This window comes from Chitinophaga sp. YR573, assembly GCF_900110995.1.
Lineage (GTDB): Bacteria > Bacteroidota > Bacteroidia > Chitinophagales > Chitinophagaceae > Chitinophaga.
In genome coordinates, this window is sequence record NZ_FOJF01000001.1 from 3847702 (window position 1) to 3864244 (window position 16543).

Below are 16543 nucleotides of genomic sequence, written 5' to 3' on the forward strand. Positions count from 1 at the left end.
GCATAAGACAGTTAAACGTAGAAAATTACATAGCTTATTCGCAATTCTTTATCGATGATCAGAATTTACCTTTCCACGTTATTCGTTCTGTTTACCTGTTATTGTTCAGCCCAGGTAAAAGTGACGAATCTGCTATGTGAACATAAACCATCCCCTGATGGTGTAGATGCTAATGCGCCTTCATTCTGCTGGCAGATAAGTGCTACACAAAGAAACTACCTGCAATCCGCTTATCAGATCCAGATAGCAGATGATAGTACAACCCTGCAAAAGCAGCCTGCCAACATCATCAAAAGCAATCTGTCTATATACAAAGGAAAAAAGCTACTGCCCGCACACCGCTACTATTGGCGTGTAAAAGTATGGGACCAGCATAAGCAACCCTCTGGTTGGAGTAACATCTCTACTTTTACCACAGGTATCACAGACTGGAGCAACGCTAAATGGATAGGCTACGAAGAGCTCCCTGATTCCATGTTGCTGGTACCAGGAGTACATTCAGGAGAAGAAAAGATCAACAATAAAAACAAGGCAAAACAAAGATCTGTCGTCCCTTTGTTCCGTAAAACATTCACCACTAAAAATAACATAAAAAGCGCATTAGTATTTATCAGCGGATTAGGTCAATATGAACTAAATATCAACGGAAAAAAAGTAGGAGATAATTTCCTTGCTCCCGGCTGGACATACTACGATAAGCGTGTCTTATACAACACCTATGATATTACCGGATTACTAAACAGCGGTAACAATGCCATCGGTGTAATAGTAGGTAACGGATTTTACAACATCAACAAAGAACGTTACCGTAAATTGTCGATCGCTTTTGGTATGCCGAAGATGATCTGCAAATTATTCATTACTTATGAGGATGGTACTACAAATACCATCGTCTCCGGGAACGACTGGAAGACAGCCCCATCACCCATTACCTTCGCCAGCATATATGGTGGTGAAGATTATAACGCTAACCTGGAACAGAAAGACTGGGACCAACCTTCATTCCATGATGAAACATGGAAGAACGCATTACTGGTAAAACCTCCTCAGGGATTACTGGAAGCAGAAAAAGATTATCCCGTAAAAGTAACAGATATCTTACCCGTACAATCAATCTCAAAACCGGTAGATAGTATCTATATGTATGATTTCGGACAAAATGCATCTGGTATTATAGAGCTAAAAGTACAAGGTCATAAAGGACAAATTATCAAACTCACTCCTGCTGAACTGATCAATGATAAAAAATTAGCTAACCAGAAAGCTACCGGCAAACAATATTATTACTCCTATACATTAAAAGGAGAAGGAGTAGAAACCTGGCGTCCCCGTTTCACCTATTACGGCTTCCGTTATGTGCAGGTAGAAGGCGCTACACCTGATACTGCGAAACAAAACGATCTCCCAAAGATAAAAGCACTCAGCTTTTTACATACCCGTAATTCAACACCATCATCAGGGACCTTTGAATGTTCCAATACTTTGTTTAACAAGATCAATACCCTCATCCTCTGGGCGATTAAAAGCAATATGCAGAGTGTAGTCACTGATTGTCCGCACAGGGAAAAACTCAGCTGGCTGGAACAGGATTACCTGATGGGCACATCTATTCAACATAACTTTGATATCTACCAGTTGTATAAAAAGTTAGTATACGATATGATAGATGCGCAAACCAAAGAAGGTTTAGTGCCAGACATCGCACCTGAATTTGTTGTCTTCAATGATGGTGGATTTGGTTTCCGTGATTCTCCGGAATGGGGTAGCGCTTCTGTCATCCTTCCCTGGTTAATTTATAAATGGTATGGTGATAAGGATGTGATGCGGGCTGCTTACCCGATGATGAAAAGATATGTAGAGTATCTGAAAAGCAGATCGGACAGCAACATCCTGTCTTATGGATTGGGAGACTGGTATGATTATGGCCCTGCCCGGCCAGGTGTTGCTCAACTTACACCTAAAAGCCTTACTGCTACGGCTATTTATTATTACGATATCAGCCTCTTATCTAAAATGTCCACTTTACTGGGTAATAATGATGTGGCTAAATGGACACAATTAGCAGCTGCTGTAAAACAATCTTTTAATAAGAAATTCCTGCATGCAGATGTCTACGCCACTGGTAGTCAGACAGCGATGGCTATGCCGCTTTGCACTGGACTGGTAAATGAAAAAGACAGGAAACAGGTATTCAAAAACATGGTAGATTCTATTACACATGAGGGTAAAAAGCTCACGGCCGGAGATATCGGTTTTCACTTTCTCGTACAGGCGTTACAACAAGGAGGAGCTTCCCAGTTGATTTACGATATGAACTATCGCAGTGATGTTCCCGGTTATGGCTTTCAACTGGCAAAAGGAGCGACTGCACTCACAGAATCATGGGCTGCACTGGCAGAGGTCTCTAACAATCACTTGATGCTGGGGCACATCATGGAATGGTTCTATAATGGATTAGCGGGGATTAATCAATCAGAAAAATCTGTAGCCTATAAAGACATTATCATCCGCCCTGAAGTAGTAGGAGATATTACTTATGTAAAAGGATCTTATAATTCTCAGTATGGAACTATTCGCAGTGAGTGGGAAAAGGAAGGAGAGGTGTTTAATCTATATGTACAGATTCCTGCCAATACTACTGCTACGATATACATTCCTGCATCGAATACACAAATAATTAAAGAAAACGATAAGATGGTTATACCGGTAGGATATGAAGATGACAGAGCTATTATTAAAACAGGATCAGGAGAGTATCATTATGTAGTGAGATAAATTTTATAACTCTTTATTATGAAATACTTATTATTATTTTTTCTGTTCATTACACAGATAGCAAGGGCAAAAGACCCTAAATACATTGTTGTTGCCAAAGACAGTACCGGCGATTTTCATACTATCCAGGAAGCGGTGAATGCTGTCCGCGACTTCTCCTATTTTCCCTGTAAGATCTTTATCAGGAAAGGGATCTACCGGGAGAAACTGGTAATCCCAACCTGGAAAACAGGTATTATTTTAGAAGGAGAGAGCAGGGATAGCACCATTATTACCAATGCTGATTTCTCAGGTGGATTAATTCCGGGTGAGAAAAAGGATATGTTTGGAAAGGATAAGTTCAGCACATTCACCTCTTACACGGTATTAATAGCAGGAGATGATATCACTGCAATAAACCTCACTTTCGAGAATACGGCCGGGAATGTTGGTCAGGCTGTGGCGCTGCATGTGGAAGGAGATCGCTGTATTATCCGTAACTGTCGTCTGTTAGGTAATCAGGATACATTATATGCCAATAAGGGTCGTCAGTATTTTCAGAATTGTTATATAGAAGGTACTACTGATTTTATCTTCGGCGCTGCTACTGCTATTTTTGAAGGTTGTACTATTTACAGCAAGAAAAATTCTTTTGTCACTGCTGCTTCGACGACTAAGAATCAGGAATACGGACTTGTTTTCATGCATTGTAAACTAACGACTGATACCGCCGTTACGAAGGTTTACCTGGGGCGGCCGTGGCGCCCTTATGCTGCTACGCTGTTTATGTATTGTACACTGGGTGCTCATATATTACCTGAAGGCTGGTATTATTGGGAGAAAGAGAAAAACGAAGAGACGGCAAGATATGCAGAATATAAGAATACCGGTCCGGGTGCAGCTATTGACAAACGTGTAGCATGGTCACATCAGCTGACGGATAAAGATGCTAAATCTATCACGATTACTAAAGTATTTAAAGGATGGGATCCTTCAAAACAAAATTACTAGTTTGTTTGCTATTGTCTTTGAATGCTGTTGCTCAGCAAAAGCCATATACTACACTATTCCGCTATGTTGAACGCTTCAACAGGCAGGACAGTGAATATGTAAAGAACCTTATAGACAACAGGAACGCTTATAACTGGCTGGCGGAGAACGTCCCTGTATTGGAATGCCCGGACTCCGTCATCGAAAAAACTTATTACTATCGCTGGTGGACTTTCCGCAAGCATCTTAAACAAACACCGGACGGGTACATCTTCACTGAATTCATCACACCTGTAAAACATGCGGGGAGATATAATGCTTTAAGCTGTGCCTTCGGACATCATGTATACGAAGGCCGCTGGTTAAGAGATACACAGTATATCAATCAATACATTCGTTACTGGTTTATCAAAGATGCACAACAACCGGCTCCCCGTTTCCATCAGTTCAGCAGCTGGGCAGAAGATGCGGTGTATAATCGTTTTTTAGTAGATGGAGACAGCAGTTTTATCATCAGTTTATTGCAAAACATGGATGCAGATTATCGCCTCTGGAAAAAAGAAAAAGGTGTAGGAGAGGGCTTCTGGCAGTTTGATGTAAAAGATGGAATGGAAGAATCTATCAGTGGTTCCAGGAAGGAGAAGAACATCCGCCCTACCATTAACAGTTATATGTATGGTAATGCCAGCGCGATAGCAAAGATAGCTGCAATGGCAGGCAATGATACCTTAAAACAGCAATACGATAAAGAAGCAGAAACTTTAAAGTCATTCATATCCCAGCTGTGGGATGATAAAGCCCATTTCTACAAAGTAAAGTTAGCAAAGGGCCCTTTATCTGATGCGCGGGAAGAGTTAGGCTTCATCCCCTGGTATTTCAATATACCAGCCGATAAAGCCACTTATGCCAAAGCATGGGAGCAACTGGTTGATACATCAGGATTCAACGCCCCCTGGGGCATTACAACCGCAGAAAGAAGGCATCCTGCTTTCCGTTCTCATGGTAGTGGGGGCTGCGAGTGGGACGGTGCTATCTGGCCGTTTGCCACTACCCAGACATTAAAAGGGCTGGCTAACCTGCTCACCAATTACCAGCATCATATAGATCCAGCTGTCTACTATAAGGCTTTACACACTTACGCCAATTCTCATCAGAAAAACGGTATCCCCTACTTAGGCGAATACCAGGATGAACGTACCGGTTACTGGCTGAAAGGAGATGATCCCCGCAGCAGCTACTACAATCACTCCGGCTTCTGCGATCTGGTCATCAGCGACCTGATAGGCCTTAAACCCAACACCGGCAATACTATAGAGCTAAACCCCTTAATCCCTGCCGGGAAATGGGATTGGTTCTTACTTGACAAGGTTCCTTATCACGGGCATCTGCTTACTATCCGTTGGGATAAAACAGGGAGGAAATACAAGAAAGGAAAAGGGTTATACATTTTCGCTGATGATAAACAAATCTATCATGGAGATCAGTTAAAGCATGTCATCACGAAATTATAGGTAAGTCCATATTATCCTCAGCAGGATAATAATTATTCAATAAGAAAAAACAATATCTTCTTAAGTCTAGCTCCGCAATATCAGAATTAAGATAATCGATATACAATTGTACTATGTCGGCGCCGTTATGTTTGATAAGAAGCGGATCCATTAACTGACTGATCCATTCAGCTCTGTTCTGCCACCAGCTTTTAACCAGTTCATAATTCCAACATTTATTGCCATCGAAGCCATATGCCTGAAAGGGGGCTACAGCTCCGGCAGTATCTACTGCTGCCAGTTGATTATAATTCTTTGGCTGGCAGTAAATAAATTCACGGCCTTCATGATCAAACATTACATTTTCCGGTGCCTCTATTCCGGTGCCACAGTTATCTGTTACTCCTGTGTAAATAGGACCCGGAAAGTTTAATACATGTTTTTCATCCCAATGACTACCATCTGTATAAGGTATTTGACTATAGAAGAATGCATTAAAATCAACCCCATGCCTCTCTTTTAATACTGCTGCCTGCTTCTCTGTTTCCTGCATCTGACGTAGTATACGTAACGCCTCCTCAGAAGGATAAGTCCGTTTTACACCATCTTCTGTTTTAAACAGCGCTTTTATTGCTTTCAGTATGTTCATATATAGTCCGCCTTATATAGTATCGCTTACAGGTTTACTTCTGCTAAAGTTTGGTAGGTATCTTTCAGGGTTTCCTCTATATAAGATTTGGGAATTGATGTCTTCTTATTATAAAGCAGATAGCTGCTAACTACATCGTAAGCAAAATGCTCAAATGTTAATACACCAAATTTTATGGGAATCATATATTGATACAAACGAAAACGTTGCGTTTGTGCATAATCCTCAATAGTATTATTGTTTTTATCAATGGAACGGGATGCCGCAAAACAAAACGAAGCTCTTGGGTGTTTTTTAAGTAGTAGTGGTATTACTTTTGCGCAACTCATTATGACATTGCCAAGATCTCCCCTGTTTACAATTTTAGAATATTTGAACTCACTTTTCCGATCTTTTTTACAATAGAATTTTATTGCAAATACATTACCCCGATGATATTCTGCTCTTACGATATAGTGGTAAGCAGTTACAGGAGAGTAAAACTTATAAATATAAGTATACTGATGAGCGGAACCGTCAGTACATTTGCTCCGCTGGATGAATCGAAGATCATATCCTGGGTAATCAAAATTCAAGGGACTAACAGATTATTTTTAACGTTGTGTAATGCCTGCCTGCTTTTTATTTCCTTTTCAGAAATACTACGACCTTTCACCATTTGATCTGTTACTCTTTGAGAAGATTGATCATCTAAAGGTGTCCAACCTAACCTTTCTCCCTTGGAAGGTTTGTGTGTTTTATGTTTGTTTGTTGGTTTCATCGTATGTAAATATACGAAAGTAAATTATTACAAAATCGCATCAATTACAGGGAAAGGACTTTTATCCTTGTACAAGATACGCAACATAGAAGGCAATACAATAAGCAGCAAAGGAAGCGCTACTATAAACCCGCCTATTACCGCTATGGCTAATGGCTGATGTAGTTGCGCTCCTGCGCCAATGCCTAACGCCAGTGGCATTAAAGCGATGATAGCACCTAAGGCTGTCATAAGTTTGGGCCGTAAACGGGTGGAGATGGAATAAATAATGGCATCATCCACACGATGTTTACAAAGGGAATCCTTAAACTGTAAGAAGGTGAAAATAGCATTCTCTCCAATAATCCCCACGATCATAATTAATCCCGTATAACTACCTACATTCAAAGGAGTATTGGTAAGATATAATGCTAAATAGCTACCAGAGATACCAAGTACTGCAAGAATAATAATGAGCAATGCAATTTTAAAATCACGGAATAAAAAGAGAATAACGATAAACACCAGCAGACTGGCAGTAATAAGAATGATTAATAACTCATTGAAAGATTGCTGCTGATCTGCATACGCTCCACCATATTCCACATGATATCCGGCAGGCACTTTGATTTTACGGATCTCATTCATCACTGTTCCCAGATCACTATTTTCAAGACGGGCAGTAACAACCCCCATCGTTTGCAAATTCTGCCGTTGAATCTCCGCATCTCCTGCATTCAGCCTGACAGTAGCCAGTGAAGAAATAGGATGCAAACGCCCGTCAGGAGAAAATATCTCCAGCTGCTGAAGGTCTGTTATACTACGACTGCGGGGATAAATCATCCTTACCGCAGATAACTGCTCCTTTTCAGGAATACTGCCAATGACATTACCTTCCAGTGCATTCTGCAACTGCATCTGCAGGTTAGCAGGAGTAATCCCAAACTGTGCCATCCTGCTGTAATCCGGAACGATACTTACAGAAGGCCCGGCAATAACAATCCCGTCAAAGACATCTGCCGTACCATGTATCTGAGATACCTGTTCTGCTACTTCTTTCGCAATTTTCTGAGGATTATCCCCGAATATTTTTATTTCTATTGGCTGAACAGAAGTCATTAAATCGCCGAGCATATCACCAATCACCTGCCCGAAATCTATACGCAGGGCCGGCTGCGTAGATTCAATACGTTGCCTGATATCGCTGATCACTTCATCAGTACTCCTGTCACGCTGTTTTTTAAGTTGTATCAGATAATCGCCGGTATTAGGTTCTGTGATAAAGAACCCCATCTGCGTCCCCGTTCTTCTGGAATAAGCCTGTACTTCCGGAATAGCCATAATCAGCTTTTCCGCTTCCCGTAACATCTTGTCTGTTTCTTCAAGAGAAGTACCAGGTGGAGAACTGTAATCCAGCACTATACTACCTTCATCCATCTCCGGTAAAAAACCGGTTTGCAGTTTAGGCAGGATCAGATATATCAATAAACCCAGGCAAATGACCATCACAAAGCTGATAACAGGGCGATGGATAAAAAACGATACCCAACCTCGTTGCCTCACGGCATGCACCTTCACCGGTGTATCTTTCCTGGAAAACAAGAGATAAATAACCGGTAAACCAATCCATGTAACAAAGAAGGAACATACCAATGTGATGATCATGGTATTGGTCAATACTTTAAAGTAAGCACCTGCCACACCTGTCATTAAAACGAAAGGAAGGAAGATGACTATCGTACTGATAGAAGACCCCAGCATGGCCGGGAAGAGATAACGGACCGCTTCCTGTAACAGTGTAACAGTAGATTCATCAGGATGTTCCTCATGCGTACGGTGAATCTGCTCCACTACTACAATGGCATCATCTATAATTAAACCCGTTGCTGCTGCAATAGCACCCAGGGTCATGATATTAAACGTATACCCGATAGCGTATAGAAATAATAATGTTAAGCAAAGCGTAACCGGTATCGTGACTAATATCGTAGCACTGGCTTTTAAAGAACGAAGAAATATAATAGCTACCACGATGGCCAGTAATAACCCTATCCACAAACTATCCGTTACACTTCTCACTGCATCCTGCACAAAGTCCGACTGGATATAATACGGTTTGATAGTTACTCCATCAGGCAAATCAAGCTGCTGTACCTTTTTCTCCATGGCAAGAGACATGTCTGTAAGATTCGCGTTCGGCTGTTTTATAATAGCTATCAGGATACCTTCCCTGCCATTTGCATTGATCTTGGTATATTCTATGGCTTCCTTTATATCTACCGCACCAATGTCCTGTAAACGCGTAATTCTTTTGCCATCATTCCTGATGATAATATTTTTCAGATCGTCTACTGAATGTACAGTAGCATCTGTAACAGTAAGGTATAAGAATTTATAATCTGATAAATAACCATTCGATTTGATGAAGTTTGTCTGGGATAACACATTACTCACCATATCCGGTGTTACAGACAACGTACTCATTTTATTCGCATCCAGCTGTAACCAGTACTCCTTTGTTTTACCGCCTATCACCCGCACTTCCGATACACCATCCACCTGAGACAAAAACGGTTTGATGGTATAATTAGCCAGCATTTTTAATTCAATCGGACTCTTGGTATGACTTTCAATAGTATACCCCATCACCGGCAGAATAGAAGGATTCATCTTCTCCACCGTAATCTGTACCTCCGGTGGTAACTGGTTTCTGATCTGACTGATCTTCGATTCTATCCGCTGCTGACTCAGGTCTATATCTGCATCCCAGTCCATAAAAGCAGAAATCTCACAGCTGCCTTTACTGGTACTGCTACGTACCATATGCATAGCAGGTACCTGCTTGATCGCATTCTCCAATGGCTTTGTTACGGTTACCATCATCTTATCCACCGGCTGTAATCCGGCATCCGCAATGATCTTTATCTTAGGGAAAGTAATTTCCGGAAACAGCGATATCTGTATTCTGCTATAGGCGAAAATGCCTCCTGCTATAATAAGAAAGAGGATAGCCGTAATGGGATGTTTATGGGAGATAAAGAAATTTTTCACGGGTTAATGATTTTAACTTTCGCTGTATCTTCCAAACCATAATTTCCCGTAACAAGGATTTTATCATTATCTGAGAATACTGGTGAGATGATCTCTATCTTGTCTTTCGTCTCAATACCTTTTTTTACCGGTACTTTAATAGCGGTACTATCATTCATGAGTTTCATTACCCAGAATTCAGTTTGTGTTTCATCCGCCAACACAGCTGATTTGGGTAAGGTGATCACATCTGTTTTAGAAACAGTAGGGATGTTTACTTTCACCACCAGGTTCTCCGGTATGGTCTTATTACCATCCATGGTGATAATAATGCTTTGTGTTTGCGCCACAGAATCAACAGTAGGCATAGCTGCAGAAATGGTACCGGTGATCTTTTCTCCACCTGGTAAAATGAGATCAACAGTATGATGAATGATAACTGCATTATGGAGTTCATAAGGCATGTTCATCAGGAATACAAAATTATTACTGATGGTCGCCAGTTGTTCTCCATCCTGCACATAGTCTCCCGGTTGATGATCAAGCGAAGTAATATATCCGTCAACACTTGCTTTAATACTGTTGGTGCCGGAGAATTTAAAACTACTGTCGAGTGCATTCACCGCGTTACCAATACTTACCGCTTCTTTTGTTTTAACGGTAAAGAGTAATTGGCCGCGGTGTACCAGTTGTCCCAGGTGTATATTGGTAGATTGCAGATAACCGGTAGCATTGGCTTTGATGAAACTTTTTAACAGGAATGTGGATGTAGCGTTCAGCTCAATATATTCCTGCATCGGTCCTCTGCTGATATTAATGACTGATACCGGTGTCTGTATATCGGTAGTGGCATCTTCAGTCGCGGCCTGTTTACAGGACGTTATTAACAGTAATAATATCATTACCCGTTGTATCATCTGTTCCAGTAGTTGATTTGATTAATGATCTGAAGACGGCTCACAGTATTTTGTGTGAGCAGGTTCTTAGCATTTAAATAATTATTGAGCGCTATTATCAGGTCGGCTATACGTACATCGCCGGTTACCAGTAATCGGGTATTCACCTGTATTAGTCCTTCAGAATATTTTATCTGGTAATTGATCTGGTCTATCAGTTCCTGTGTACCTTTCAATTGTTGCATGAGCTGTAACACCTGCTGACTATATTGTTTCGTAAAGAACTCCTTATAATGCTGTCTTGTTTGCTCTGAGATATCTAATTTCTGATATTGCAGTTTGCGCTGTTTACCATCATAGATGGGGATATTAAGACTAAAGCCAAAGCTGGTGCCGAAATTTTTATAGGGAGTATAAGCCAATGATGAATTATACCCGGCATCTGCAAACGCACTGACAGTAGGTTTATAGCTGTAATCCAGGTTAGCCCGGTCGTTACGGAGTTTCAGGCTGTCTAAGGTATATTGATGAAAGAATACAGAGTTTTCGGGTTGAGGTAAAGCCTGGATTTTTATATCCGGTTCTTCCAGCTCTACAGTGGCAGTATCAACGATGCCACTTAAATAATTCAGGGTAGCGTAATCGTTCTGGAACTGGATGGTGTTTTGTTTAACGGTGAGTTCCTGTTGCTGTAAGGTAACGAGAAAGGTAAGATAATCAGCCTGACGATATACATTACTCCCCGTCAGCTTTTTCAAAACAGTATCTTCTTTAGCTAATAGGGAATGAATTGTTTTGGAGAAGTTGAGTTGTTGCAGATCGCCATACGTAGTAATATATTGTGCTATCAGCGTCCTTTTGAGGTCTTGCACGGAAATCTTCGCTGTATTCTCTATTCCCCGGCTTAAGAGATTGATGCCTTCAAACTGAGCCTCCAGGTTTTTCTTTCCCACAAATTTCTTATTCACACCTACAAGGGCATTCACACCAGCTCCGTTAGTGATCGCATTATCATACCCATAACCTTTTATAACGGGCGCGTATGTATTAACGCTGGTTCCCGCCACCTGTGGTTTGTAGGTAGCCAGGATCTTTTGACTGTCTATTTTATTAGACAGTACCTGGTTCTGGTAATCCAGTAACAGCGGACTATTATTGAGAGCCTGATCTATAAAATAATCCAGTGTTTTCTTTTGTGCTGTAGCAGTACCCATCAGCAGTAAAAGAAAAACACTGATAAGAAATTGTTTATACATGATGAGCAAACTTATCACGCAATTCTGAAGACTTTCTGTATAGGCTTATAGTTCTAGTTTCATCATAATATCCGTTTGATCCTCATCCCCAAACCGGAAGATATGTGAACTAAAGGCAATAAATCCGTTCTTGCTGTAAAATGAGATCGCTTTGATATTCTTTTCCCAGACCCCCAGCCATATGTAAGCAGCGTTCCTTTCCCGGCCTATCTGCAAGGCTTTATCAAGCATTAGCTTACCGGCTTTCTGCCCCTGAAATTCTTTCAGCACATAAATCCGTTCTACCTCTAGCCCATCTTCTTCCTGTAATTCCGTTTGTGCTGGTCCGGTATTGATTTTTAAATACCCGATGATGTTATCCCCGGCTTTTGCAAAATAAAAAACCGAATGAGGGTTATTGATTTCCTCCAGGAGTCCTTCTTCCTGAAAAGCCTTATTCAGGAAGGATTGCATATTGGCAGGAGTATTTTCCGCGGCAAACGTTTCAAAGAAGGTTTGGCGGGAGAGAGCCTGTAAGGCTATAATATCAGAGGATGTTACTTTAACCAGTTCTACCATAATAGGCCAAAGATCGGGGATTTGGTCCTGATTAAGAAGGGTGTCGATAAAGATGTAAATCCTATATCCCTTCGTCATGGAAAGCTCATTCCTTCGGCACTCTTACATCATTCCTATATCGTTTGGATATAGGAATGCCGGTAGAATGATATAGGAGTGCTATAGGATCGATATAGGAATGATGGTAGAATGTCGGTACCAGTCGGTGTTTTAGCCCTGTTTTACTAGGGTTTATACAACCTTATCTGCCTTGTTTTGTTATAATTTTGCATATAATTGCTTCAATCCCACTAAATTTGTAGACTAATATTTAAAGAAGATGCAAAGAGTTCTAGGTATTATTTTATTCCTGCTGGTATCCAGCCATTCCTTCTCTCAGAACAAGATTGTCGTGTTCCAATCAGATTTCGGATTAAAAGACGGTGCCGTTTCGGCCATGAAAGGCGTGGCATCCGGTGTTTCCCCTGATCTTAAACTATACGACCTTACCCACGAGATCCCGGCTTATAACATCTGGGAAGCAGCTTATCGCCTGCAGCAAACAGTTCCCTACTGGCCTGCCGGAACGGTATTCGTATCCGTAGTAGACCCCGGAGTAGGTACCACCCGTAAATCGGTAGTGCTGAAAACAAACACCGGGCAGTTCATCGTTACCCCGGATAATGGCACATTGACCCTGATAGCGGAATCCCTGGGTATAGCAGAAGTGCGGGAAATAGACGAAGCTGTGAACAGGCGTAAAGACTCCCAGAAGTCCTACACTTTCCATGGCAGGGATGTATATGCCTATACCGGCGCAAGACTGGCAGCGGGTGCTATCACTTACGAACAGGTAGGCCCTGTACTGCCAAAAGAGGTGGTAAAAATCCCTTATCAGCAGGCTACCCTGTCGGCAGGTAAGCTGAAAGGGAATATCTCCATTCTGGACGTGCAATACGGCAATATCTGGACCAACATCAGCGGAGACCTGGTGAACCAGCTGCACCCTCAGTACGGGGATATCTTGCATGTCTCTATCTTCCATAGCGGGAAAAAAGTCTATGAAGGGGATGCCCCTTACAGTCAGACTTTCGGAGCTGTAGCAAAGGGTAAACCTCTCAGCTACCTGAATAGCCTGTTACAGTTGTCCTTTGCCTTAAACCAGGGTAGTTTCGCCAATACTTACCATATTGGCAGTGGCAGTGAATGGAGTGTAGAAGTAACCCTGAAACCTAAAAAATAATCATCGATGATAAAATATTTAATCCCCGTTTTTTTATTGATAGCAGGTGCCGTGAATGCCCAGAGCATTACCGGTAAAGTGCTGGATACAAATAACAAACCCATAGCAGGTGCCAGTATCATTGGATTCAGCAGTGGTACTACCACCAAAGAGGATGGTTCTTTTGCCATTACGCTTACCAGTAAGGATAAACACTTTACCGTTAGCTCTGTAGGTTATGATACCTATACACAGGTGCTGACAACAGCGGGTAATTACACTATCATCCTTCAGTCATCCCTTCATAACCTCAACGAAGTGGTGCTGGTAGGAACGCGTAGCAGCGGCCGTACAAGGCTGAATACCGTAGCGCCGGTAGATGTGTTCAATATTTCAAAATTGCAGACACAATCGCCTCAAAACGACCTTAATCAGATATTGCAATATGTCTCTCCTTCGTTCAACTCTAACAGGCAGTCTTCTTCCGATGGAAGTGAGCATATAGACCCGGCCAGTATCAGGGGCTTAGGCCCTGATCAGTTATTGGTACTGATCAATGGGAAACGCCGGCATACCACTTCACTGGTCAATAACCAGGGTACCGTGGGTAACGGTTCTGTGGGGACCGACCTGAACGCCATTCCTGCATCTGCCATAGAAAGGATAGAAGTATTGAGAGATGGCGCTTCCGCACAATATGGCTCTGATGCCATTGCAGGTGTGGTGAATATCGTGCTGAAACAAAACACGCATCAGTTGTTCGCTTCTGCCACAGGGGGTATTACTTCCCGTGGAGATGGAGGACTGGGGCAACTGAACCTGAATTATGGTACTGGTCTGGGTAAGAACGGTGGATTTATCAATCTTACCGCAGAAGGATCTTATCGTGATAAGACTACCCGGGCGCAGAACAATAACCTGATCATCTTCGATCAGTCTTCTCTGAATAACTATTTCGCCTATGATTTTACAGATGATCCGGCAGCTTCAAGGAAGTATGATGATGACATGTTAAAATCAAAAGGGTTGAAAAGGGATGATTTTAATTTCCAGATAGGAGATGCGAAAATCAAAAACGGGGGTGCTTTCTTTAACCTGTCTTTACCTTTTGGTAAAAGTGAATTTTATGCTTTTGGCGGATATAACTACAGGAGAGGGCAAGGATTCGGTTTCCGCCGTTTGCCCAGCGATGCTACTGTAAATGTGTATAGCATTTATCCTGATGGCTTCCAGCCTACAACAGATTCGAAGATCCAGGACAGATCTGTTGCTGTAGGATTAAGACAGCAGCTGGGCCAATGGCATGCAGATTTGAGCAATACCTTAGGTGATAACCGTTTCGATTATGAAGTAGACCATACCGTCAACGCTTCTTTGCAGGATGCTTCTCCTACCAGCTTTAAAGCAGGTGGTCATGAGTTTTTGCAGAACACGACCAACTTCGATATCAGCCGCCGTTTCAGGAACTTAAACCTGGCTTTTGGCGCAGAATTCAGAGTAGATGATTATCGTATCCGCGCAGGTGAAGAGGCTTCCTGGAAGAACTATGCACTGGTAACTAATCCTGATGGTACCGTCTCTAATCCTTCTGGTTTAGCAGGTGGTTCACAGTCGTTCCCTGGTTTTTCTCCTGATAATGCGATTCATAAAAGCAGAAGTAACACAGGTGTATATGCAGATGCTGAATATGATGTTACTTCCAAATGGTTACTCAGCGGTGCTGCCCGCCTGGAACACTACAGCGATTTCGGAACTGCTTTCAGTGGTAAACTGGCTACCCGTTACAAGCTCTCTTCTGTATTTAATGTAAGAGGTGCTTTCAGTAATGGTTTCAGAGCACCTTCGCTGCATCAGCAGTATTTCAGTTATATCAGTACAGATATATTACCCAATAATACGCTGGGACAATCCGGATTCTTTACGAATGAAAGTCCGGTTGCAAAAGCATTAGGTATACCAACGCTGAAACAGGAAACTTCTTTGAACTATAGCCTGGGTTTCACCGCACAGCCTGTCAGCAATTTTAATGTTTCTGTAGATGGATATTTAACAGAGATTAAAAACAGGATTGTATTAACCGGTAGTTTCGGATTTGATCCTAACGGAGATGCGGTAGAGTCTATACAGAATATTATCAATCCGCTGGGAGCCAGCTCTGCCCGATTCTTCAGTAACGGGGTAGATACCAGGACGATGGGAATAGATGTAGTAGCTGATTATACGTTGAAAGCATTTACTGCTTCACTGGGATTAAACATCAATAAGAACAAGATCACCGGTACTCATGTACCTGCGTCGCTGAAAGGACAGGAACAGATCTTCTTTTCTCCGAACGACAGTACCCTGATTACAGAAGGTACACCCAGGGTGAAAGCAAATCTCTCCCTTACTTATACCTTCAAAAAATTCAGTGTATTACTGCGTAATGTATACTTCGGAGAAGTAGCACGTAACAGCTTCCCTTATGGAGAAGTACAGGTACACAAAGGAAAAGTGGTGACTGACCTTTCTCTCAGTTATAACGTGAAGCCATTTACATTTACCATTGGTGCCAATAACCTGCTGGATGTATTTCCCGATAAACAGGTATATGGCAACAGTTATTTTGGCGTGTTTAAATACGCTTCCGTACAGATGGGAACACTGGGTTCCTTTTACTTTGCCCGTATAACGATGAATTTGCCAACGATGTAAGATAATAGCTCCGGGGATTGCTCCGGAGCTTTTTTATGTTTACCCAACATTCGTTTAAAAACCCTCAATCAGCCTCCTTCTCCTTAACGTGATTGAGTATTACCTGAAACGTATTCAAATCATTTTTAATAAGTTATGTAATCCGGCTGAAGATTTGACCGTCTACTCACTGAGTAGAGCTATTTATTTTTCAGCAAGAACCCATAAATTAGCTATGATACAAGCTGATAACTAAGTCCCTATGCTCGTAAAATGACCTTAATTCTTGTTGTTGAGACAGTCTTTC

The 16543-nt window shown here is 41.8% G+C and carries 12 protein-coding genes; 5 read left to right on the forward strand and 7 right to left on the reverse strand.

The window, feature by feature from the left end:
* The first annotated feature begins 54 nt into the window (after positions 1 to 54).
* The 3 genes from BMW86_RS16240 to BMW86_RS16250 are packed head-to-tail and all read left to right on the forward strand — an operon-like array spanning position 55 to position 5255.
* Positions 55 to 2775: a family 78 glycoside hydrolase catalytic domain gene (locus tag BMW86_RS16240; RefSeq protein WP_089782776.1), complete on the forward strand. Its 2721-nt coding sequence runs from the start codon at positions 55 to 57 to the stop codon at positions 2773 to 2775.
* Positions 2776 to 2793: 18 nt separating this feature from the next.
* Positions 2794 to 3765 carry a pectinesterase family protein gene (locus tag BMW86_RS16245; protein ID WP_089782777.1) on the forward strand — a complete coding sequence of 324 codons (972 nt, stop codon included), beginning with the start codon at positions 2794 to 2796 and terminating at the stop codon, positions 3763 to 3765.
* Positions 3738 to 5255 (forward strand): MGH1-like glycoside hydrolase domain-containing protein, encoded by a 1518-nt coding sequence (locus BMW86_RS16250; RefSeq protein WP_089782778.1) that lies wholly within the window; start codon positions 3738 to 3740, stop codon positions 5253 to 5255. The genes BMW86_RS16245 and BMW86_RS16250 overlap by 28 nt, the downstream gene beginning before the upstream one ends.
* Here the strand turns inward: BMW86_RS16250 and BMW86_RS16255 are convergent.
* From BMW86_RS16255 to BMW86_RS16285, 7 genes are read right to left on the reverse strand one after another with little or no spacing between them, the layout of a single operon-like run.
* Positions 5242 to 5883 (reverse strand): hypothetical protein, encoded by a 642-nt coding sequence (locus BMW86_RS16255; RefSeq protein ID WP_089782779.1) that lies wholly within the window; start codon positions 5881 to 5883, stop codon positions 5242 to 5244. The two genes, BMW86_RS16250 and BMW86_RS16255, sit on opposite strands and share 14 nt — an antisense overlap.
* Before the next feature lie 26 nt (positions 5884 to 5909).
* Positions 5910 to 6458, reverse strand: a complete 549-nt coding sequence (locus BMW86_RS16260; RefSeq protein WP_089782780.1) for a hypothetical protein — start codon at positions 6456 to 6458, stop codon at positions 5910 to 5912.
* Positions 6455 to 6643, reverse strand: a complete 189-nt coding sequence (locus BMW86_RS16265) for a hypothetical protein (protein ID WP_089782781.1) — start codon at positions 6641 to 6643, stop codon at positions 6455 to 6457. Before BMW86_RS16265 ends, BMW86_RS16260 begins: the two co-directional genes overlap by 4 nt.
* Before the next feature lie 27 nt (positions 6644 to 6670).
* Complete coding sequence (locus tag BMW86_RS16270; RefSeq protein ID WP_089782782.1) at positions 6671 to 9673, reverse strand: efflux RND transporter permease subunit; 3003 nt, start codon at positions 9671 to 9673, stop codon at positions 6671 to 6673.
* Positions 9670 to 10569, reverse strand: a complete 900-nt coding sequence (locus tag BMW86_RS16275; RefSeq protein WP_089782783.1) for an efflux RND transporter periplasmic adaptor subunit — start codon at positions 10567 to 10569, stop codon at positions 9670 to 9672. The genes BMW86_RS16270 and BMW86_RS16275 overlap by 4 nt, the downstream gene beginning before the upstream one ends.
* Positions 10566 to 11804 (reverse strand): TolC family protein, encoded by a 1239-nt coding sequence (locus tag BMW86_RS16280; protein WP_089782784.1) that lies wholly within the window; start codon positions 11802 to 11804, stop codon positions 10566 to 10568. Before BMW86_RS16280 ends, BMW86_RS16275 begins: the two co-directional genes overlap by 4 nt.
* Before the next feature lie 45 nt (positions 11805 to 11849).
* Positions 11850 to 12362, reverse strand: a complete 513-nt coding sequence (locus BMW86_RS16285; RefSeq protein ID WP_089782785.1) for a GNAT family N-acetyltransferase — start codon at positions 12360 to 12362, stop codon at positions 11850 to 11852.
* A gap of 319 nt (positions 12363 to 12681) precedes the next feature.
* Between BMW86_RS16285 and BMW86_RS16290 the strand changes: the two genes are divergently transcribed.
* The gene (locus tag BMW86_RS16290; protein ID WP_089782786.1) at positions 12682 to 13584 is read left to right on the forward strand and encodes an SAM hydrolase/SAM-dependent halogenase family protein; all 903 of its coding nucleotides are present in this window, start codon (positions 12682 to 12684) and stop codon (positions 13582 to 13584) included.
* Between the two features lie 6 nt (positions 13585 to 13590).
* On the forward strand, positions 13591 to 16257 hold the full coding sequence (locus tag BMW86_RS16295) for a TonB-dependent receptor (RefSeq protein ID WP_218149154.1): 2667 nt from the start codon (positions 13591 to 13593) through the stop codon (positions 16255 to 16257).
* Positions 16258 to 16543 lie beyond the last annotated feature (286 nt).